At 54.1% G+C, this 20769-nt stretch carries 18 protein-coding genes and 2 pseudogenes; 9 read left to right on the forward strand and 11 right to left on the reverse strand.

All coding sequences use genetic code 11. From position 1 onward, the window contains the following. The 8 genes and pseudogenes from ACR0MJ_RS02325 to ACR0MJ_RS02360 form a co-directional block, all read right to left on the reverse strand. Nucleotides 1-933, reverse strand: a pseudogene (locus tag ACR0MJ_RS02325) (NAD(P)-dependent oxidoreductase); the annotation flags it as partial. A 94-nt stretch (nt 934-1027) separates the two neighbouring features. Beyond that, on the reverse strand, nt 1028-2032 hold the full coding sequence (locus ACR0MJ_RS02330; protein ID WP_480758902.1) for a Gfo/Idh/MocA family protein: 1005 nt from the start codon (nt 2030-2032) through the stop codon (nt 1028-1030). Next, nucleotides 2029-3531, reverse strand: coding sequence for an altronate dehydratase family protein (locus tag ACR0MJ_RS02335; protein WP_170396167.1), 1503 nt, complete (start codon nt 3529-3531; stop codon nt 2029-2031). The genes ACR0MJ_RS02330 and ACR0MJ_RS02335 overlap by 4 nt, the downstream gene beginning before the upstream one ends. A gap of 24 nt (nt 3532-3555) precedes the next feature. Beyond that, nucleotides 3556-4506, reverse strand: a complete 951-nt coding sequence (locus ACR0MJ_RS02340) for a phytanoyl-CoA dioxygenase family protein (RefSeq protein ID WP_170612548.1) — start codon at nt 4504-4506, stop codon at nt 3556-3558. A gap of 10 nt (nt 4507-4516) precedes the next feature. Further along, complete coding sequence (locus ACR0MJ_RS02345; protein WP_480613085.1) at nt 4517-6139, reverse strand: TRAP transporter large permease; 1623 nt, start codon at nt 6137-6139, stop codon at nt 4517-4519. Then, nucleotides 6139-6981, reverse strand: coding sequence for a TRAP transporter small permease subunit (locus ACR0MJ_RS02350; protein WP_480503398.1), 843 nt, complete (start codon nt 6979-6981; stop codon nt 6139-6141). Before ACR0MJ_RS02350 ends, ACR0MJ_RS02345 begins: the two co-directional genes overlap by 1 nt. A gap of 16 nt (nt 6982-6997) precedes the next feature. After that, nucleotides 6998-8167, reverse strand: coding sequence for a mandelate racemase/muconate lactonizing enzyme family protein (locus ACR0MJ_RS02355; RefSeq protein WP_480758906.1), 1170 nt, complete (start codon nt 8165-8167; stop codon nt 6998-7000). A 79-nt stretch (nt 8168-8246) separates the two neighbouring features. Beyond that, complete coding sequence (locus ACR0MJ_RS02360; protein ID WP_170396175.1) at nt 8247-9260, reverse strand: TRAP transporter substrate-binding protein; 1014 nt, start codon at nt 9258-9260, stop codon at nt 8247-8249. A 197-nt stretch (nt 9261-9457) separates the two neighbouring features. On the opposite strand from ACR0MJ_RS02360, the gene ACR0MJ_RS02365 reads away from it, so the two are divergent. Further along, nucleotides 9458-10108 (forward strand): GntR family transcriptional regulator, encoded by a 651-nt coding sequence (locus tag ACR0MJ_RS02365; RefSeq protein ID WP_170396177.1) that lies wholly within the window; start codon nt 9458-9460, stop codon nt 10106-10108. Here ACR0MJ_RS02365 and denD read toward each other — a convergent pair. Both denD and ACR0MJ_RS02375 read right to left on the reverse strand, forming a co-directional pair. Beyond that, entirely contained in the window at nt 10105-11073 is a 969-nt protein-coding gene (denD, locus tag ACR0MJ_RS02370; protein WP_480758910.1) for a D-erythronate dehydrogenase, read from the reverse strand. The genes ACR0MJ_RS02365 and denD overlap by 4 nt on opposite strands. After that, complete coding sequence (locus tag ACR0MJ_RS02375) at nt 11070-11954, reverse strand: NAD(P)-dependent oxidoreductase (protein WP_170512736.1); 885 nt, start codon at nt 11952-11954, stop codon at nt 11070-11072. Before ACR0MJ_RS02375 ends, denD begins: the two co-directional genes overlap by 4 nt. Nucleotides 11955-12144: 190 nt before the next feature. Here ACR0MJ_RS02375 and ACR0MJ_RS02380 point away from each other — a divergent pair, with 190 nt between their 5' ends. Genes ACR0MJ_RS02380 through ACR0MJ_RS02400 form a run of 5 tightly spaced genes read left to right on the forward strand, consistent with a single transcriptional unit; the run spans nt 12145 to nt 17079 of the window. Then, nucleotides 12145-12903: an SDR family oxidoreductase gene (locus tag ACR0MJ_RS02380; RefSeq protein WP_480758915.1), complete on the forward strand. Its 759-nt coding sequence runs from the start codon at nt 12145-12147 to the stop codon at nt 12901-12903. After that, a complete protein-coding gene (locus tag ACR0MJ_RS02385; RefSeq protein WP_480758918.1) occupies nt 12900-14696 on the forward strand; it encodes an IlvD/Edd family dehydratase in 1797 nt (598 codons plus the stop codon). Before ACR0MJ_RS02380 ends, ACR0MJ_RS02385 begins: the two co-directional genes overlap by 4 nt. 11 nt (nt 14697-14707) lie before the next feature. Next, the gene (locus tag ACR0MJ_RS02390) at nt 14708-15556 is read left to right on the forward strand and encodes a fumarylacetoacetate hydrolase family protein (protein WP_170512742.1); all 849 of its coding nucleotides are present in this window, start codon (nt 14708-14710) and stop codon (nt 15554-15556) included. Next, nucleotides 15549-16472 carry a 2-hydroxyacid dehydrogenase gene (locus ACR0MJ_RS02395; protein ID WP_480758925.1) on the forward strand — a complete coding sequence of 308 codons (924 nt, stop codon included), beginning with the start codon at nt 15549-15551 and terminating at the stop codon, nt 16470-16472. Before ACR0MJ_RS02390 ends, ACR0MJ_RS02395 begins: the two co-directional genes overlap by 8 nt. A gap of 16 nt (nt 16473-16488) precedes the next feature. Continuing rightward, complete coding sequence (locus ACR0MJ_RS02400) at nt 16489-17079, forward strand: LysE family transporter (RefSeq protein ID WP_170403474.1); 591 nt, start codon at nt 16489-16491, stop codon at nt 17077-17079. A 47-nt stretch (nt 17080-17126) separates the two neighbouring features. Here ACR0MJ_RS02400 and ACR0MJ_RS02405 read toward each other — a convergent pair whose 3' ends face one another. Beyond that, entirely contained in the window at nt 17127-17894 is a 768-nt protein-coding gene (locus tag ACR0MJ_RS02405; RefSeq protein WP_480758929.1) for an SDR family oxidoreductase, read from the reverse strand. A 69-nt stretch (nt 17895-17963) separates the two neighbouring features. Between ACR0MJ_RS02405 and ACR0MJ_RS02410 the strand changes: the two genes are divergently transcribed. The 3 genes and pseudogenes from ACR0MJ_RS02410 (at nt 17964) to ACR0MJ_RS02420 (ending at nt 20678) form a co-directional block, all read left to right on the forward strand. After that, complete coding sequence (locus tag ACR0MJ_RS02410) at nt 17964-19022, forward strand: L-idonate 5-dehydrogenase (protein ID WP_480758933.1); 1059 nt, start codon at nt 17964-17966, stop codon at nt 19020-19022. Then, nucleotides 19015-19836, forward strand: a complete 822-nt coding sequence (locus tag ACR0MJ_RS02415) for a phytanoyl-CoA dioxygenase family protein (protein WP_480758939.1) — start codon at nt 19015-19017, stop codon at nt 19834-19836. Before ACR0MJ_RS02410 ends, ACR0MJ_RS02415 begins: the two co-directional genes overlap by 8 nt. 199 nt (nt 19837-20035) lie before the next feature. Continuing rightward, nucleotides 20036-20678, forward strand: a pseudogene (locus tag ACR0MJ_RS02420) (IS6 family transposase). Nucleotides 20679-20769 lie beyond the last annotated feature (91 nt).

Genomic DNA, 20769 nt, shown 5'->3' on the forward strand with positions numbered 1-20769 from the left:
TCAAGTGTTGAAACGCTTAACGTAGTAGTCAACCATCTGGCTTACCATGTCATCCGCCTGACCGTGGTCGCAGGCGTCATTCAGCGCCGAAAGCGCGCCCTGCGACATCACGCTGGTAACGCCCGCCTCGCGCGCCATTCGGTCATAATACCCGAGGTCTTTTGCCGCGTTCCTGATGGCAAAGGCCAGCTGATTTGGGTCGCTCTCAACGCCATAGGCTTTGACGAAATCCATCATTCCGGAATGCAGCGGCCCTGCGGCCATCACATCATACAGCTGCTTGCGGTCAACACCGGTGATGTCAGCCATGGCAAAGGCTTCGGCCATCGCGTTCGCAACGGTCATTCCGAAGAAGTTGTTGATCAGCTTGATCGTGTGCCCGGACCCAACGGGGCCAAGGTAAAAAACGTTTTCGCCCAAATCTTTCAGTGTCGGCTCGGCCTTGTCAAAGGCAGCCTTGTCGCCAGACGTCATAATGTTGAGCTTGCCTTCTAGCGCGTGTGAAGGTGTCCGGCCAAGCGGTGCATCAAGATAGCTTCCGTCGGCTGCGGCAACCTCCTCGGCCAAGGCGCGTGTGCTGCCAGGAAGCGAGGTGCCAAAGTCGATGACAATCGCGCCGGACTTCAATCCCGCAATCACTCCATCTGCACCGTGCATTCGGCTCTCGACCTGTTCGGAGGTGCCCATGCACAGCATCACGATGTCGCTGGCCTGAGCCAGTTCTTGGGCGTTTCGCATCTCGCGGGCGCCTCGGTCAATCGCGGCGTCCAGGTACGTGCGGTCGCGGTTTCCCAATACAGCGACCGAATATCCTTGGTCCAACAGTCGGCTCACCATGGCTCCGCCCATTAATCCCAAGCCGATAAACCCGATTGATGGTTTGCTCATTGGTTTCCCTTTCCGTGAATGTGTCTGGTTTTTATTCTTGTGTTTGTTGCGGGCGGCTTTGCTTTTTTTATGCTCATGTTGCCCGGTGGATAATCATTGGTTTTTGGGTGGTCCGGCATTTGGCCGGGCCGCATGTCCATCAGGCCGGCGCCCGCGCTCGAGTCGTTCGCGCCTTTAGCCCCTGTTCAATCCGTGATGTGACCTCGAGCGTTCGGGCTGCATCCTCGACGTCAATCAGTGGAGGAGCGCCATCGATCACGTCAAGGAAGTGATCCAGCTGCACCTCCAGCGGTGCGCGTTGTTGTTCTGGTCGTGTAAGTTGGTCTTTTTGGGCCGCAGTGCCCCAATCCTGTCCGCGCCACAGGGTCATGGAGGGAAAGCTCACAGCGCCACTGGTTCCCGTGATCCAGATCATGTCCTGATGGGTCGTGCCGATGTTCGGGTTTTCGCCGGTTCCGGCCTCAAACCCCCAGGGGCTGGGTGCGGTATCGGCAAAGCTGATAGTGCCCGTCGCGCCGTTTTCGAATGCGATCGCGACAGCCCCGCTTTCTATCCGTTCCGATCCGCGGATGGGCGCTCCGGGCAGGGCGACGACATCCGAGATTTCTCCGATCACAAAGCGCAGGACATCGATATCATGCACCAGATTGATCATGACTGGGCTGCCATCGGAAGTCCGCCAGTTCTGTTCAAAATAGCTGTCGGGTTTGCGCATGGCCCACAGCAACGAGACATTGATGACTTGTCCGATCGTACCTTGCGCGATCACCTCCCTCAGGTGTTGCAAGATTGTATGATACCGCCGATGGTGGCCTACAAGACTGCGGACATTGGCCTGGCGAACGGCCGTCTTCAGGCGCAGTGCATCATCGACCGACGCGGCAACCGGCTTTTCGATCAGCATGTGCCAACCGCGGGATGCGGCCAGAATGCCATGTTCGGCATGCAGGCGGGTCGGAGTGGCGATGATGACGCCATCTACCGGGTCCTGCACCTCGTCCATACTAGCAAAACGCGGCGCGTCGATCTGGATCGAGCCATCTGGATCGGCCAACCCGACCAACATGCAGCCGGGATGCTCAATCACGGCGCGGACGTGGCGGATACCGATTAATCCGCCGCCGGCTACAAGGATCCGTTTCACATCACCGCTCCGATTTGCCAGGGAACAAATTCGTAGTCACCCAAGCCCTGCGCCTCGGACTTGGTCCGCGCGCCAGAGGCGACTTGGAGCAGCCGTCGGTATATTTCCTGTCCTTTTTCTTCGACGCTGGCGCCTTTGGTCAGAATGTCGCCCGCATCCACGTCCATGTCTTCGGGCATGCGTGCTGCCAATTCAGAGTTGGTAGCGATTTTCAGCGTGGGTGCCGGTTTGGACCCAAATGCAGAGCCGCGTCCCGTGGTGAAGCACACAAGGTTGCACCCAGCCGCGATCTGCCCGGTCACCGAGGCCGGGTCATATCCGGGGCTGTCCATGAAGGTGAAGCCTTTGGCGGTGATGGGTTCGGCGTATTTGAATACACCGGTCAAAGGGGTGGTGCCGCCCTTCGCCGCTGCCCCCAGCGACTTCTCTAGGATGGTCGTCAGACCCCCTTGCTTGTTGCCGGGGCTTGGGTTGTTGTCCATCGAACCGTGATTGCGAGCGGTATAGTCCTGCCACCAATCGATCAGTCCGATCAGTTTTTCCCCAGTTGTGCGACTAAGGGCGCGGCGGGTCAAAAGGTGTTCGGCTCCGTAAATTTCGGGTGTTTCCGCAAGGACACCTGTGCCGCCTTGCGCAACCAACAGGTCGCAGGCATGTCCGAGCGCCGGGTTCGCGGTCACGCCGGACCAAGCGTCCGAGCCACCGCATTGCAGCGCAACCATCAGTTCGGACGCCGGGGCTTCGCTGCGCCTCGCCTCATTGGCAATGGGAAGCATCTTTTTGATCTTGTTGATGCCCATTTCCACGGTCCGACGCAATCCGGCGACGTTCTGGATGTTCATCGTCTGGAAGGTGGGACTTTGCTTCAGCCCATACGCGTCCAGCAGCCAGTCGATCTGGTTCATCTCGCAGCCTAGACCGACCATCAGAACGGCAGCGTGGTTGGGGTGTTTTGCAAACCCCCACATGACCCGTTGAAGGGCTTCAAAACCGTCGCCGGAATCGGCCATTCCGCAGCCCGTTCCGTGGACAAAGGCCACCACGCCGTCGACGTTCGGAAACTCGGCCAGCTTGTCCGGCGTGAAGTGATTGGCGATCATGCGGGCCGCAGTTGCCGAACAGTTCACGGTGGTCAGAACCGCGATGTAGTTGCGCGTGCCGACCCGACCGCTATCCCGGTGGTAGCCCATAAACGTATCGACCGAGTTGGCGGGTTTCGTGGGTCTGTGATCCGTCGCAAACTCGTAGTTCACGCTGGTGTTGCGGAACTCGACATTGTGGGTGTGCACATGGTCGCCGGGTTCAATCGGTTGGGTGGCGTAGCCGATGATCTGGGCGTACTTTCTGACCGGATCGCCGAGTGCAAGATTCCGCGTGGCGACCTTGTGCCCCGAGGGGATGCGCGCATTGGTCGTGACATCCTCGACCATACTGCCGGCCTCCAGGTGCCGAGTTGCAACCACCACGCTATCCGTTCGATCTAAACGTACAAAAGTCATAATCAGCTTTCCTGGCGGCAGCAGCTAGGCGCAGAACGGTGAGTCCGATGACCACCGGTGAATATCTATATGCGGCTTGCCAGACAGTCTTGCTCGTGCCGCCTCCCAATTGGACTTGCAGACGCGCCAATCTCGCAGCTCGGTTTCGGGGCGCGATCTGGACCTCGCGATGAAGCTGGGGAAATGATCTCGACCGGTCGGTTGGCCTGCTGCACTAAAGCGGATGTCGAACGACCAGCGGAACCGGTCCGTTTTATTGATCAGCGAAGCGTGTGGCGTCAAAGGGTGAAACAGGATTATCCCGCCGGCCTTGACAGGAAGGGGTACGGCGCGGCCTTCATCAATGAACCCGTCAGCAATGCCTGTCTGCGTCCGGGCACAATGCGGCAGGATGGTTTGGTCCGGTGCCTTCGGCAGCACTTGCAGGCAGCCGTTTTCGACGGTTGCATCGTTGACGGCAATCCACACCGTGACCATGTCGGTCTGATCAGCATCCTCCAGCGCAACCGCTCGGTCCTGATGCCAGTCCGTTGCGGTGATGTGCGCGCGCACCTCGTCCTTGGACAGCTTCAGGGCAGGTGGCTTCAGCCGAACGTGCTGGATTGGATTGCTCACCAACTCTGGCCCGATCAGCTGCTCGACGATGTCAAGCATGGGACGGGCCGTCAGCAAGTCGAACACTGCGGGCCCAATATGGAACGGTGTGTCCGCCATGATCCGATCGCCGGGCAGCGAGATGTCCAGCGGCTGGAAATAGTCGCATCCGGCCTGATAGGCGGACAGAAGTTTGTCCCAGAAGGTCATTCCGGACGGCTCGTCCTTGACCAGTCCTTTTTTGTACCAACAGTCATAGAGCCGGTTCAGGACATCCGAGTATTCCGCTTGCACCCGACCCAGGACATCGCGGGGAATTACATCCTCAACCACGAGGTATCCATCGGTCTGGAACTTGCCAATCGCATCTTGTGTCAGCATGGGTGCAACCTCACAACAGCAGCGCGATGATACCCGGCCAGATCAGAAGAACGGAAAGCGCCAGCAACTGGATCCCGATGAATGGCAGGAAGCCGCGGAAGATATCCGTCAGGCTGATATGCGGCGGAGCCACTGACTTCAGGTAGAACGCGGCCGGGCCGAAAGGGGGCGAGAGGAAGCTGACCTGCATGTTCATACAGAACACGACGCCGAACCAGATGGCGACATGACTCGGCTCCAACTGGCCAAAGACTCCGATTTCCTCGATAGGAAGGCGCAGGACGATCGGCAGAAAGACCGGAATGATCAACAGTACGATGCCGACCCAATCCATGAATGCGCCCATGAACAGCAAGATCAGCATCATTACCAGAATGACCAACATGGTCGGCAGCTCCTGGCCGACGATCAGGTCGGCCACGTATTGGGGCCCTCCAGCAATGGTATAGGCACCCGCCAGCGCGGCGGCCCCGATCGTAACCCAGATGATGGTGCCTGTGGATTTTAGTGTCCGCATCAAGCTGTCCCAAACCAGCTCGAACGATCCTTCGCCCCTTAGGATGGCGATGATCAGGACTGCGAAGGCGCCCATGCCTGCAGCCTCAGTGATACCTGTGATCCCGCCATAGATCGAGCCGAGCACGACGCCGATTACAACCAGCGGCGCGACGAGACCCTTGCCCATTTCCCAACCGATTTTTGCGCGCTGTCTGCCAAAGACGAAGAAAATCAGCAGAAGGGCGACGATCGTGATACCGGCAAACCAGGGCAGGTAGTCAGCTGTCCCCAATCGCGCTGGTTCGCCCTGGCTGGCAGCGTTGGAGCCTGACAGCTCGAAAAAAGCGGCCCGGATAAACAGAACGGTGGAAAATCCGGCGACGACGATGCTCATGAAGGCACCAAACAGTTTGCGTTTCTCGGCTGGTTCGGGGCCGTTCGGGTCCGGTTCCGGCAGCGGAGCGTGATGAGGATTCAACCGAGTGCGGATGATGATGTACAGGATGATCATCGAGGCCAGCATGAAGCCGGGAATGAAAGACGCGGTGAACAGTGACTTGATCGAGGTTTCGGTGATCAGCCCGTAGATGATCAGCACGATCGAAGGAGGGATCATGGTGCCCAGCGACCCAGAGGCGCAGATGACGCCGATCGCGAGATTCTGATCGTAGCCCAGGCGCAGCATCTGGGGCAGGGCGATAAGGCCCAGCAGGACAACCTCACCGCCGATGATGCCGGACATGGCAGCCATGATCACCGCCATGATCGAGGTCACGATCGCGATGCCGCCGCGTGTTCTGGACAGCCAGACATTCAGTGACGAATACATGTCGCGCGCGATCCCGGACCGCTCTAGCAGCGACGCCATGAAGATAAACAATGGCACGGATATGAGCACGTAGTCCGTTAAGAGCCCGTATATCTTCTGCGCCAGGATATAGAGCGGCCCAGTCCCTGGCCGACCGGTGAGAATCCCGTCGCCGAATGAAAACGGGTTTAAAAGCAGTGTCGGTTCGAACTTGAGCACAAGAACCAGAACCGCAAGCGAAGCCGAGGCCAGACCCAAGGGCATCCCGATCGCCAGAAGCACAATCAGGGCGACCATCAGGATGAGTGAGATTGTTCCAATGTCCATCAGTCTTGTCCCACCGCCCGTTTGATCATTTCAATTTCGTCTTCGTCCGGTTCATCTGTGTGGATTTCCGGTTCTTTGTTCCAATCCGCGACCAGGTTCAAAATTGCTTGCATTGCGACGAGCGTAATCACGATCAGCACCATCGGCTGCAACGTCGCCGGGATCGGCGGATTGAAGGCAGAGCCATAAAGCTCCCATTTGTAGAGCTTGTTGACGAACACCTGTTTGTAGCTGCCGTAGACAAGAAAGAAGGCAAATAGCACGATCAGTATAGTCGAAACCGTATCAAAAACGCGCTGAAGCCAACGTGGAACTGCATCGTACAGCAGGAATATTCGAATGTGACTGCGTTGCTGCATGGCGTAGTAGCCAGACATTAAAAACACAAAGCTGGCGAACCAGAGTGTCATTTCGTTCGCCCACTCGGTTGGCTTCTCCAGTATGTAGCGCATGAAGACTTCGTAGAGCATGACGACAGTCATGATTGCGATCATCATCATCGTCACTCGACCTATGAACAGGGCGAAACGGTCCATTACCGTCGAGCCTTCGAACTCCATCGTCGCCGGGCGCACGGTCTTGGTACCAATCACTGCAAGAAACGGTAGAAGGACGAGCGCGGCCATGTCGATGATGTCGACATACCCCCCGAATACGCCAGACAATTCGGGCGTAACGTCGCTGCGAAGATATATTTCAGTTACCTGACTTTTGAGGGATTCAGAGGTGTAAGGCAGCCAGTCCAATAGGAATGCGGGAAGATGCCAAACAAGCCAGCTGGCTGTTGCGACGAAGGCCAACGGTATGAGCCATTCAATTAGTCCGCCTGAGTTCTTGTGCATCGCGTAACCCTCGTCCCTATCCTTCGATCCTGTAGTGATCGATAAAGTCTCGGTCCGGCTCGACACCCAATCCGGGGCCAGTCGGGATCGTGACACGGCCGTTGTTGGCCTTGACCTGATTTTGAATTTCCAGCGGTTCGGTCAGCAGATCGTCCCGAAACTTGTTGTCCGTTGTGTCGAACTCCAGCATCGGCTCCCATGGATGCAAGCCGCCTGGAGTTGCGGGCATGGCCGCTAGTAAATGCAGATTAGTTGCGACGGCGATGGCGCTACCCCAGACGTGATTTACGACCGGAGTGAAATGTGCGTGGCATAGAGACAGTACCCTGAGATACTCTGAAACACCGCCCAAAGCACAAACCTCTGGCTGCGCGATATCAATGCCACGGTTTTCAAGAAGATTGCGCCATGCCCAGCGATTGAATACCGCCTCTCCGCCCGAGATGTTTACTTTAAGCGAAGTGCGCAGTTCGCGGTATCCGTCAATGTCTTCTGGCGCGACCGGTTCTTCGAACCAATATGCGTCCAGTTCTTCCAGCGCCCGACCGACAAAGAAGGCGTCTGAAGTCGTATAGGCATGGTTTGCATCGACCATAAAAGGAAAGTCGTCACCAACTCCGCGTCGAACTGCTTCGCACAGTTTCACATCAGGCTTCGGGCCAAAGCCCGTTTTCATTTTGGTGGCGGTAAATCCCATTGCCTTGATCTTTGCGGCTTCATCCTCAAAACGGCTTGCAAGACTAGAAATCGGTTCATCCCGGAGCATCATGCCGTAGCCGTAGCAAGGAACGCTTGCGCGATGAGCCCCGCCGACAAGCTTATGGAGGGGGAGGCCAGAGATTTTGCCGGAGATGTCCCAAAGTGCGATGTCCACCCCGGACAAAGCCTGTATTGGCATTCCACTTTGGCCATGGTCTCGCAAAAGATTGTACACCTTGTGCCAGATCACGTCTTTGTCCAAAGGGTCCATGCCAAGGACCATTGGTTGGATTACATTTTCCACGATGGATTTGTTCGCAATGGCTACGTTTCCGGGACCAAAGCACTCCCCCCAACCGGTTACCCCTTCATCTGTCTGAATCTCGACCAGATGGGTTGTACGCTTGTCATAATACTGTTGCGAGTAGCCCAGAACTTCCGGCATGTCGTACTGCAGTACGTGACTTATTATTCTGGTGATTTTCATGAAGTTCTGGATCCCGGCGCCGATCCGGAGAGGCCGCAAGTGCGGCCTTTCCGTGTGTCGTAGTTCGATCGAAGCCTGATTACTGCATTGCGCCCAGGTCACGCAGGAAGTTGATGTGGCTTTCCAAAAGCGCCTGTGCTTCAGGTGTCGTTGCGAACTCCGTCCAACCGACCTGAACGGCCGCGCGATACGCTGCCAGGTCTTCAGGCGACCATTCGTACAACTGAACGCCTTTTGCCTTCAGGTCTTTTGCAGTCTGAGCGTTCTGCACTTCATTGATTGTGGCATTGTGCAATGCCAGGCTATCCATTGCGACTTCCATGATCTTCTTGTGATGCGCGGGCATCGCTTCCCAGACGTCTTTGCGACAAGCTAGGTGATCTGCAGGCATCGAGTGGAAACCGGGATAGTTTGTGTGGCCTGCGATCTCGTACAGACCGAGGCCCACATTGTTCGTCAGGTTCGCAGCATCCGCACCATCAATGATACCGGTTTCCAAAGCCGTGAAGATTTCGTTGAAGTCCATCACGATCGGAGAAGCACCAAGTTCCGCGAACACCTTGGTTGCAAGGCCTGGAGGCGAGCGGAACTTCCAATCCTTGAAGTCTTCCACTTTTGCAATCGGCTTGGTCGAAGACAACGACTCTGGCCCGGGAATCCACCATCCGATGAATTCCATGTCGTAGCCGTTGTATAGATCATTTACAGCTTCTCTTCCGCCGCCATGAAGAAGCCAAGCCATTTGCTGATATGGGTTCTGATATCCGCCGAGCAGGTCGCCCGCAAACTGGAAGGCCGGGTTTTTACCGGTCTGATAGCCGCCGCCCGTCATGTCGCAATCTAGAATTCCGGTAGCTGCGGCATCGAAGGTTTCAACTGATTTGACCACCGAAGAGGAATAGAACATTTCAACTTCGATTTCGCCGTTCGACATTTCCTGAATGTCTTCAACGAATTTTGCAGCCATCTGGCCTGACAGAGTTTCGGGCGAAAAATGGGTTTGAATTCTAAGCTTCGTTGTTTCAGCCATCGCGAAACCGGCTGCCATTGTCGTGGCTACGGCCGCCAGGGCCGCTGTCTTGACTATTTTCATATTGTCCTCCCAGACGTTGAGCGTGCGCGGTGTGGAAGATCTTGCCGCCTCCTTTGCTGTCGCGCAGGTAAACGTTAAGCCGAAGAATCGAATGCAACAAGAAAAAATTGAAATTTCTAAAAATTTCGAGATTCTTGCGATAATTCGAAAATAAGGTTAGGACGCTACTTGGACAAAACTTGAAGGTGCATACTGGAATGAACGACGAAATAGATATTTATCAAGATCTTAAGATGCGCCTGATCTCTAATGGATTCGAGCATGGAGCGAAGGTGCGGGCTGAAGAACTTCGTAAAGTGTATGGCTGTTCTGCGAGCGCCGTTCGTGAAGTCCTTTTTCGTTTGGCGGCTGTTGGTTTGGTGGACTTTCAGGAACAAAAAGGTTTCCGCGTGCCAATGCGTTCGCCGCAGAAGCTTATCGAATTGACGCACGTCCGTGTTCTGTTGGAGGCCGAAGGCACCGCAATGTCGATCCGTAATGGCGGGGTGGATTGGGAAGCAAGATTGACGGCCGCACATCACAAACTCAGCCATATCGAAAAACGCATTCACGCCACAGACGACCCGAGCGGCCTTATCGAGATATGGTTTGCCTCGGAAAAGGAGTTTCACCAAACACTTATTTCTGCCTGTGGCTCGGAAACTTTAAAACAAATGCATAGCCGAGTTTACGCGCAGTTCAGGCAGCAGTTGATGGTTGCAGACCGGAACTTTGAATTCATTTCTCAGAACATAAGACACCATGCCGATATACTTGAAGCAGCATTGTCAGGGGATGAGCAGTTAACACGAGAGAAAATTCACGATCATCTGGAACGCCACCTAACTGGAAAGACGATGGGCGACTAAAGCCGAAAATCGTCTTCCAAATACACGCGAATGATTTCGTCGAAGCTTGATTCCGCCTCGAACCCCAACTCCAGAGCGCGATCTGTCTGAAAGTCTCGCGGCCAATTCTTGACTATTCGTTCGATTGTCTCGTCGGGTTCTTGCCTGATTAGGCCAACCGCTTCTTGGCCGGCCACTTTGCGCAGAGCTTCGATTTGTTCGGCGACGGTGCAACTTACGCCAGGCATGTTCAATGCGCGTCTGTCATTCAAAAGCTGCGTGTCCATTGTTGCTGCGTGGGTCAAAAAAGTCGCAGCGGCGCGGGGGCTGGCGTGCCAGTGACGAACAGTTTCGGCAACTGGCAAGATAGCCTCACCCCCATTCAATGGCTCTCGGATTATACCCGAAAAGAAGGACGAAGCGGCAGCGTTGGCTTTGCCCGGGCGCACACACAAAGTGGGCAAGCGCAAGGAAATACCGTCGATATATCCTTTCCTGCTGAAATCCGTGATCATCAATTCAGCCGCCGCTTTCTGCGCTCCGTAACTTGTCAAAGGTGCCGAGAGGAATTCATCGCTTATCTTTTCGGGGAATGGTGACCCGAAAACTGCTATGGACGAGGCAAAAACCAGGCGAGGTGTGTACTCGCTTTCTGAAGCTTCGTGTTCATCCTTAAGTGCGTTCAGCAGTGCCCACGTTGCCATAAGGTTTACATCCCAACCCAACGCAAAGTCTGTTTCAGCTTGGCCTGAAACGATAGCTGCAAGATGAAAAATGACGTCTGGCCGCTGCGTAGCAAAAGACTTAGCTATGCCTGACGCAGTCAAGTTCCCCACAATTTGATTACCTGCCGCACTGTCGGGCGGGAACGAGAGATCGAACAGTGAGACTTGGGCATCCGCTCCAAAAGTTTCTTGGGTCGACACGCGATGGGCCAGTTTCTGGCCCAGCATTCCTCCGCCGCCTATAATCAGGATCCGCGTCACAGCATTCCGTTCCGTTTTTTGAGTTCTAGATACAAAGCTGAATGATCCAGTTCGGCCCCATCCATTTCGTCTATCAGATATACGAAACGGTCGCGCACAGATCGGGTGCTAGGTAGCTCAACGCCAAGGCTTCCCGCTTCCTCCAGCGTGTTGTCCAAATCCTTTAGTTGAAACTTAGACAAACCCCCGGGTGTAAAATTTCCATCAGACATGCGTTCGCCATGTTGTTGCAAGATAATACTATCCGCAAAGCCCCCCTTCAGTGCGGCCCTCAACGCGGTGGGGTCCGCACCACCTTGCTGAGCCAGTAGAGTCGCCTCGGCGACTGCCGATATTGTTACAGCGACAATTGTTTGATTGGCCAATTTGCACAATTGACCAGAACCACTTGGGCCAACATGTACAGGCCGGCCCATTGCTGTCAGAACCGGTCGCACGCGCTCCATAACGTCCTGATCGCCACCGACCATGATCGCAAGGGTGCCAGCTTCGGCGCCTTTGGTGCCACCGGAAACCGGGGCGTCCAGATGCAGCACCCCCATCGAGGAAAGCTGCGCGGATTGCTCTCTTGCGTGTTCGGGTTTGGCGCTCGACATATCAATCCAGATCATCCCCGGTTTGAGTTGCTCGCGGAAAGCCTCGTCAGCAAGTAGCGCGCCGGTCGCGTATCCATCCGAGAGCATGGTTATTATTACGTCTGCACCCGAAACCGCCAGCGGGGCAGTTTCCACCAATGTCGCGCCTTCTGCTGTCAACGGTTTTGCCTTTTTCAAGCTGCGGTTCCATACAGTGAGCGGAAACTCGGCGCGCAAAATATTCCGCGCCATAGGAGCTCCCATCAGGCCGGTTCCCAACAGAGCCACTTTGAACTGCTTGCTCATCATCTACTGTCCTTCCGAAGGTGCGCCACGCATGGTTATGGCCAAACCAAAATCTCTGTCATACGCTAACGGCTCTGGGCCCACATGCCAGAAGTCGTTGCAAATCCGCCAAGGTTTCTTTGCTTCTCGGTTGATCTGTGGGACGACGTAACACTTGTCCAGTCGCCACTTTTGAGGTCGGAATATTTATATGTCAGAAAGACTTAAGGGAAAAAGCGTCCTGGTCACAGCCGCCGCACAGGGGATCGGACTTGCAAGCGCAATTGCAATGGCAAGAGAGGGTGCAAAAGTCCATGCGACGGATATTAGCCCCAAAAAACTAAATTTGATTCGCGGTCAGAATCTCGAAAATCTCGAAATTTTCGAGATGGATGTGACGAATAATGACAGCATTCATCATGGGGTCGCGCGAGCGAAGCCGGACGTTTTGTTCAACTGCGCAGGGTTCGTGCATCACGGAACTATTCTGGATGCAACCGATGAAGAGTGGGATTTTGCCATGGACCTTAATGTGCGCTCAATGGTGCGCACGACAAAGGCTGTATTGCCGGGAATGCTAGAGCGCGGAGGAGGCTCGATAATCAATATGTCTTCCGCGCTGGGTTCCATAATCGGTGCGCCAAATCGTTTTGTATATGGAACGACAAAAGCCGCTGTTGTCGGGCTGACGAAATCGGTGGCCGTGGACTTCATAACAAAAGGAATCCGGTGCAATTGCATTTGTCCGGGAACAGTCGACAGTCCCAGTTGGCGTGACCGCGTAGATGCGTTGGGAGAGCAATTGGGCAGCAGAGAAGAGGCCCTTGCACAATTTGTGGCGCGTCAGCCTATGGGGCGTGTAGCGAAAGCAGAAGAGATTGCTGCATTGGTCGTCTATCTGGCGAGCGATGAAAGTGCATTCACCACAGGACACACGCACATAATTGACGGGGGTTGGTCAGGCCAATGACAAAAGTATCAAAAAACGATTTGCGATCTCGCAAGTGGTTCATGAATTCTGAGAACCTTGAGATGACTGCATTGTATCTGGAAAGATACCTGAATTACGGATTGACCCGTGAGGAACTGCAATCAGGCAAACCGATCATTGGCATTGCTCAGACCGGCAGTGATTTGAGCCCCTGTAATCGGCATCATATCGAATTGTCCAAACGTGTTCGCGATGGAATCATCGCCGCCGGGGGAACGTGCATTGAAATACCGGTCCACCCGATACAAGAGACAGGTAAACGGCCAACGGCGTCACTCGACCGCAACCTGGCTTATCTGTCCTTGGTTGAAAGTCTATTCGGGTATCCGATTGATGGCGTTGTTCTGAACATTGGTTGCGACAAGACCACGCCCGCGCTTCTTATGGCCGCTGCGACCGTCAACATCCCAGCGATCGCCCTGTCGGTCGGTCCCATGCTCAACGGCTGGTGGAAAGGTGAGCGCGCCGGATCGGGAACGGTTATTTGGAAAGCGCGCGAAGACCTTGCGGCTGACGAAATCGACACCGATGAGTTTATGGAAATCGCAGCCGCCGCAGCACCTTCGGTGGGTTATTGCAATACGATGGGAACAGCAACGACCATGAATTCGCTTGCTGAGGCCTTGGGTATGCAATTGCCCGGATCAGCCGCCATACCAGCCCCGTACAGAGAGCGCGGTCAAATCAGTTATGAAACGGGTAAACGCATTGTGGACATGGTCTGGGAGGATCTACGCCCCAGCGATGTGATGACACGTCAGGCTTTTGAGAATGCGATTGTTATCAACTCTGCGATTGGTGGATCGACGAATGCGCCGATCCACCTGAATGCAATCGCTCGGCATCTTGGTGTTCCGTTGACCAACGATGACTGGCAGAAACATGGCCACGACGTTCCACTGTTGGTTAACATGCAGCCTGCGGGTGAGTATCTGGGCGAAGATTACCAACAGGCCGGAGGTGTACCCGCCGTTGTCGGAGAGCTTCTTGATGCTGGATTGCTGCCGCATCCCGATGCGATAACGGTGAACGGTAAGACGATGGGCGATAACTGCTCGACGCGCCGGTCTCAGTATAGCGACGTAATCAAGCCTGTCAGTAGCCCGGTTAAGAAACAGGCGGGGTTCATCAATCTCTCGGGCAACCTGTTCGAGAGTGCGATTATGAAAACATCTGTGATCTCAAAGGCATTTCGAGAGACCTACCTGTCGAACCCGGATGATCCTGATGCATTTGAGGGCAGGGCGATTGTGTTTGATGGGCCTGAGGACTTTCACCATCGGATCGATGATCCTGCAGAAAACATCGACGCAAACTGTATTCTGATTATGCGCGGAGCGGGACCAAAAGGATACCCTGGTGCTGCAGAGGTCGTGAACATGCGGCCGCCCGCATATTTGTTGAAACAGGGCATCGAAGCCCTTCCTTGCATCGGTGATGGACGGCAATCCGGTACATCAGGAAGTCCGTCTATCCTGAATGCCTCACCCGAAGCTGCAGAGGGTGGTGGGTTGGCCTTGGTGCGAAATGGCGACCGACTGCGCATCGATCTTGGAAAAGGCACAGCAGATATGCTGGTTTCGCTTGAAGAACTGCATGAACGCGCCCGCGATCTGGAGGCAAAGGGTGGTTATTCAACCCCGCCCAACCAATCCCCCTGGCAGGAATTATTCCGCGAAAAAGTAGATCGGTTGGATCGCGGTATGACGCTAAAGGGTGCAGAAAACTACCGCGATATCGCGCGAGGCTTCATGCCACGCGATAACCACTAAAAGGAACAGAAATGAAACTTGTTCGTTACGGAGCCAAGGGCTCGGAAAAGCCAGCCCTGGTCGACTCTGAGGGTCAATTGCGGGATCTGTCCGCTCATATCAATGATATCACGGGGGATATGTTGGATGACGGAACGCTTGATAACCTGCGGTCATTGGATCCGAACAACCTGCCAATTGTAGAGGGTGACCCTCGTATCGCGCCGTGTGTCGGTGACATCGGTAAATTTCTTTGCATCGGTTTGAACTACTCGGACCATGCTGCAGAAACCGGCGCAGATATTCCCGAGCATCCGATACTTTTTTTCAAGGCGAACTCGGCTGTCATAGGTGCCTATGATGATGTTGTTATGCCGCGGGGGTCTACACATACCGACTGGGAATGCGAACTGGGGGTCGTCATTGGTAAGACGGCCAAATACGTTTCCAAGGCCGACGCACTCGAATATGTTGCGGGCTATTGCATCGTAAACGACGTGTCGGAAAGGCATTTTCAAACGCAACTGACAGGTCAATGGACCAAAGGAAAATCCTGCGACACATTTGGCCCTACCGGCCCGTGGCTAGTGACCCGGGATGAGGTGCCGGATCCTCAGAGTCTTGGTATGTCGCTGGATGTAAACGGTCAGCGCATGCAAACCGGGAATACTGCCACGATGATCTTTTCCGTTGCCGAGATCATTGAGCATCTAAGCCAACTTTTCACACTGCATCCCGGTGATGTCATTTCTACTGGAACACCGCCCGGTGTTGGAATGGGGATCAAACCGGAACCAGTTTATCTGAAAAAAGGCGACGTCATGGAGCTTCGTATCGATGGGCTTGGTGTTCAGCGGCAAAAGGTCGGCCAAGATGACTGACTTGTTGCAAATCGGAGGGATCACTGAACGGATGAGAGAACGCCTGTCTTCAGTGTTCAATATTCAACAATTGGACGATTTCAACGCGGAAAGCATTACGCATATCGTAACGAACGGGCATGATGGCGTTCCGCATGACCTAATGATTTCACTCAGTAATCTGAAGATGATCAGCGTCTATGGAGTCGGTTACGACGCCGTCGACGCAAGTGCTGCGGCTGAGCGCGGGATTGTTGTGACGCACACGCCCAATGTGTTGAACAAAGAAGTCGCAACCACCGCCGTTCTGCTGTTGCTGTCATGTTATCGAGAGCTCATACGTGACGATGATTACGTCCGGTCCGGGCGATGGGAAGTTGAAGGTAATGCCCCTTTGACGCGATCAGCGGACAATCAAAAAATAGGCATTCTTGGTCTTGGTCGCATTGGTCAGGCGATTGTTAATAAGTTGGAGCCGTGGGCACCCGAAATCTCATATCACACCCGCAATCAAAAGGATGTCCCGTACCGATATTTCGACAATTTGGTTGAAATGGCAGAGCATGTGAACGTTCTCATATGCATCACGCCTGGCGGCCCGTCGACCAATAGGCTGGTCAACGCTGAGGTGTTGCGCGCGTTGGGGGCAGGCGGCACTCTGATAAACGTTAGTCGAGGTTCGGTTGTCGACGAAACTGCCTTAATTACTGCATTGCAAAATGGTGAGCTCGGGTGGGCAGGGCTTGATGTTTTTGAGGACGAACCGCGCGTTCCAAAAGCATTGCGCGAGTTGTCCAATGTCGTTCTGCTCCCTCACGCTGGTAGCGCGACTTTTGAGACGCGTGCAGCAATGGGTGACCTGACTGTCGACAATCTGCTGCAACACCATAAGGACGGATCGGTGATCACAGCTGTGCCGGAATGCAGAGATCTGTAATAGGCCAATCTGAAAAGTGTTTGAGTTTGCTGTCGCGGTTTTCTTTCTGCTGATTACGCCGGGCCCGGGTGTTCTAACAACTGCGGGTATCGGATCAGCATTTGGTTTTCGAGCTGGACTCGCCTTTGTGGCTGGTCTGATGCTGGGCGGGTTCATCAACATGATGTTAGTTGTCTCTGGAGTCGCTGCGGTTGCTTTGGCTGTACCGGTGCTTAGAACTTTGTTGCTATTCGCCTCTGTCGGGTATCTGGTATTTCTCGCCTGGCGTATTGCCAGCGCCGGCTCAAAGGTCGGATTTTCTCCTGCGGTTTCGCCGCTTGGTTTTGCGAACGGTCTGACGCTTCAGTTCATTAATCCCAAGGCTTACGTGGTCGGCACAGCATTGTTTTCAGGGTTTGCCTTTTTACCCGATGCGCCCGTTTGGGAGGTCGTCATAAAAATCGTAGTATTCAATATGATTTGGGTGCCAGTGCACATGATCTGGCTGGGTGCTGGCGCAAAGCTGGGTAGCCTTGATTTAAGCGAGAGATCGCATCAAAGGATCAATATTGCGATGGCCGCTTCATTAATGGTGGTTGTGGTGATTGCCTTGGGGTCGGCGCTATGAAAGATATCTAAGTCGGTCTTACTTAGCAGGCGATTGGAAGCTGCAGATCAAAGTGACGCCGTTATTCCACCATCGACATAGAGAGTATGACCATTGACGAAACTGGATGCAGGGGAAGCAAGGAAAATGGCGGCGCCTACAAGTTCTTCTACATTGCCCCAGCGGCCGGCCGGGGTGCGTTTCTCAAGCCATGAGCTAAACTCTGGGTCGGCAACCAAGGCGGCGTTCAAAGGTGTATCGAAATATCCAGGCGCAATGGCATTGCAGTTTAGACCATACTTAGCCCAATCAGTTGCCATTCCTTTTGTAAGATTGGTCACGGCGCCTTTTGTCGCCGTGTAAGGCGCAATACCCGGTCTTGCTAATGCGGATTGAACCGACGCAATGTTAATGATCTTACCAGACTTTCTTTCAATCATGTGCCGTGCCACAGCCTGACCGACGTGAAAGACGGACGCTACATTTGTCTGTAGCAGGTGCTCGAAGGCATCAGCGGGGAAATCCTGTAACTCCGTCCTGTGTTGCATTCCGGCGTTGTTTATCAGGATGTCTATTGGGCCGACTTTTTCTTCAAAGTCGTCCACAGCAGATCGGACACCTTCATGATCGGTTGCATCGAACGAAAGTTCGCGTACCGAGGCGCCTGTTTCGCTCAGCTCGGATGCTGCTGCCGCTAGTTTAGTGGCATCGCGACCGTTCAAAACGACCTCCGCACTGGCAGCAGCCAAACCACGAGCCAACGCAAATCCAATGCCTTGGCTAGAGCCTGTTACGAGCGCGCGTGTTCCCTCTAGGCTAAACATTTCAAGCGTCATGCAAAAATCCCTTGGTTGTCAGCACCGACTATCCGTATCTTTTGGCAATCTGTATAGGGAGTCCGTGCAATGTCTTCGGCCAGTGTTGCTGTTGTTATCCATGCCGCAAAAGATCTGAGGTTGGAAAACCGGGATGTGCACGACGTGGGGCCAGACGAAGTCTTGATTGCCATGCGCGCGGGAGGGATTTGCGGCTCTGACCTGCATTATTATAACCACGGTGGTTTCGGCGCTATCAAGTTGCGTCAACCGATGGTGCTTGGACACGAAATCGCCGGGGAAATAGTGAGAGTTGGGTCAAGTGTGCAGGGGTTGCATTTAGGTCAACTGGTTGCAGTTTCTCCATCCCGACCTTGCCAATCCTGCCTTTATTGTCTGAACGGGCAGCAAAACCACTGCCTTGATATGAAGTTCTATGGCAGCGCGATGCCGTTCCCGCATATCCAAGGCGCTTTTCAAAGCAAACTCGTAGCGAAAGCCAGTCAATGCGTTCCAGCAGATGGGTTGAGTCCTGCGCAGGCCGCTATGGCCGAACCTTTGGCGGTCTGTTTGCACGCGATTAAACAAGCTGGGAGCCTCTTAGGTAAAACGGTTCTTATCACGGGATGCGGTCCAATCGGCTGCCTCACGATCTTGGCGGCGCGTCGTTCTGGGGCGGCCAGAATAGTGGCGACGGATATCTCGGACCAGACCCTCGCTCTGGCGCGTGAATGCGGGGCAGACGATGTCATCAACACCTACACCGATCCGCAAAAACTGGAGCAGTTTGAAAACGACAAGGGTCAGGTTGATGTACAACTGGAGTGTTCCGGGGCTCAATCGGCTCTGGCTTCTGGCGTCGCATGCTTGCGACCGGGTGGAACATTGGTTCAGCTTGGTCTGGGCGGAGATATGACTGTGCCGATGCAGGCGTTGACTGCAAAAGAGATTGTACTTCGCGGGTCTTTCCGTTTCCATTCCGAGTTCTCAGTCGCGGTCGAGATGATGCGAAGCGGACTAATAAATGTAGACCAGTTGGTGACGCATTCCTTCGAGGTTAGCGAGGCCATCACAGCTTTCGAGGTTGCGTCCGATCGAAGCCGATCAATGAAGGTGCAGTTAACTTTTCCGGATAATGACAATGGATAGACGAACGCGTGATATTGCAAAGACTTATGAAAGAGATGGTTTCGTAGCTCCGCTGGATATCCTGACAGCTTTTGAGGTCCAAGCGCTGCGCAATGATTTTGAGAAAGCTGAGCGCATTCTCAGAGACGACCCAGATAAACTTAAGCTTCTATATTCTTATCCGGACAGGCTGATACCATCATTCGATGCACTACTTCGCCATCCGAAGCTGATTGAGGCTGCTTCAACGGTGTTAGGGCCGGACCTCATGGTTTGGAGCGGTGCACTTTTCGTAAAAGAAGCGCGATCATCGAAGATAGTCTCGTGGCACCAAGACTTGACCTATTGGGGATTGGATGATGCTGAAGAGGTTACCTGTTGGGTTGCGATTTCAGAAGCGTCTGAGCAAAGCGGGTGTATGAAGTTTATTCCTGGCAGCCACAAAAGCCGTATCGTGCCTCACGTGGACACTTTCGGCGAAAACAATCTGTTATCACGTGGGCAGGAAATCGCAGTCGATGTGAACGAAAAAGATGCAGTTGCTGCCGAATTGCGTGCGGGGCAGGCATCCATGCATCACGGGCATCTCTTTCACGCATCCGGGCCCAATAACACAGACGATAGACGCATTGGTGCGGCGTTGCGTTTCATAAAGCCTTCAATGAAACAGCAGAATGGCGTGAAAACTTTGGTTGCGCTAGTCGCAGGGCGAGATGATTTTGGGCATTTCTTACTTGCGTCCTCCCCTCAGGGCTTTTTGCATGAGAACGATTTCGTTTTGTGTCAAAGGGATGCAGACCGCAAGAAACAAATACTCTTCGCCGGAGTGAAGTGACGCCCTTGGCATGCCAAGAACCATTGCTACATCGACCCGGAAGCAGACCTGAATCGCGAAAACCAATGAACATTCAAAAGGGTCTTGTCATAAGAACTTGGGGTGAGCGGGCAGGGGTGTTGCCTAGCTTGTGGCCATGACTAGTCCTGCCTCTTAAAAGTATTTCAAAACCAGCCCCGAGATCATCCGCCTTGCGGTGATGTTGTACATCCGCTTCTCGCCTTCACTTCGGAATGTCGAAGTTCTGCTGCGCGAGCGAGGCATCGACGTGAGCCATGAAACTGTCCGATATGGGTGGAACAGGTTCGGTCCGATGATTGCCTCTGAGATCCGAAGTAAGCGGGTGCAACAACTGCGCGCATTCTCGAAATGGAAGTGGCATGTGGATGAGGTTTTTGTGAAGGTCAATGGCGAGATACATTATCTTTGGCGGGCCGTCGATCATGAGGGCGAAGTGCTGGAAATAATCGTTACCAAACGTCGAAACAGGCAGGCGGCATTGAAATTCCTCAGGAAATGATGAAGCGCCATGGTTGTGCCGATGAGATTGTGACCGACCGTTTTGCATCCTACAAAGCAGCGCTCAGAGAATTGGGCGCGCTCGAAAACAACAGACGGGAAGGTGGCTCAACAACCGTGTTGAGAATTCGCACCTGCCGTTTCGACGACGCGAACGCGCGACCCTACGTTTAAGGCGAATGCGAAGTTTACAGAAATTCGCTTCCGACCATTCCTCCGTATACAACCACTTTAACCAGGAAAGATCCCTCACCAGCCGAGACTCCTTCAAGCTGACGCGAACCGCCGCTCTTGACGAGTGGCGTCAACTTTGTTCCGGATAGGTTCACGATGTTGAGTCAAATAGAGACTGGTTAAAATTCGTCTGACAGCACCTGCATCCAAATCAATGGGTCCAGAGCCTAGCTGAGACTG

The organism is Ruegeria sp. C6, assembly GCF_056537625.1.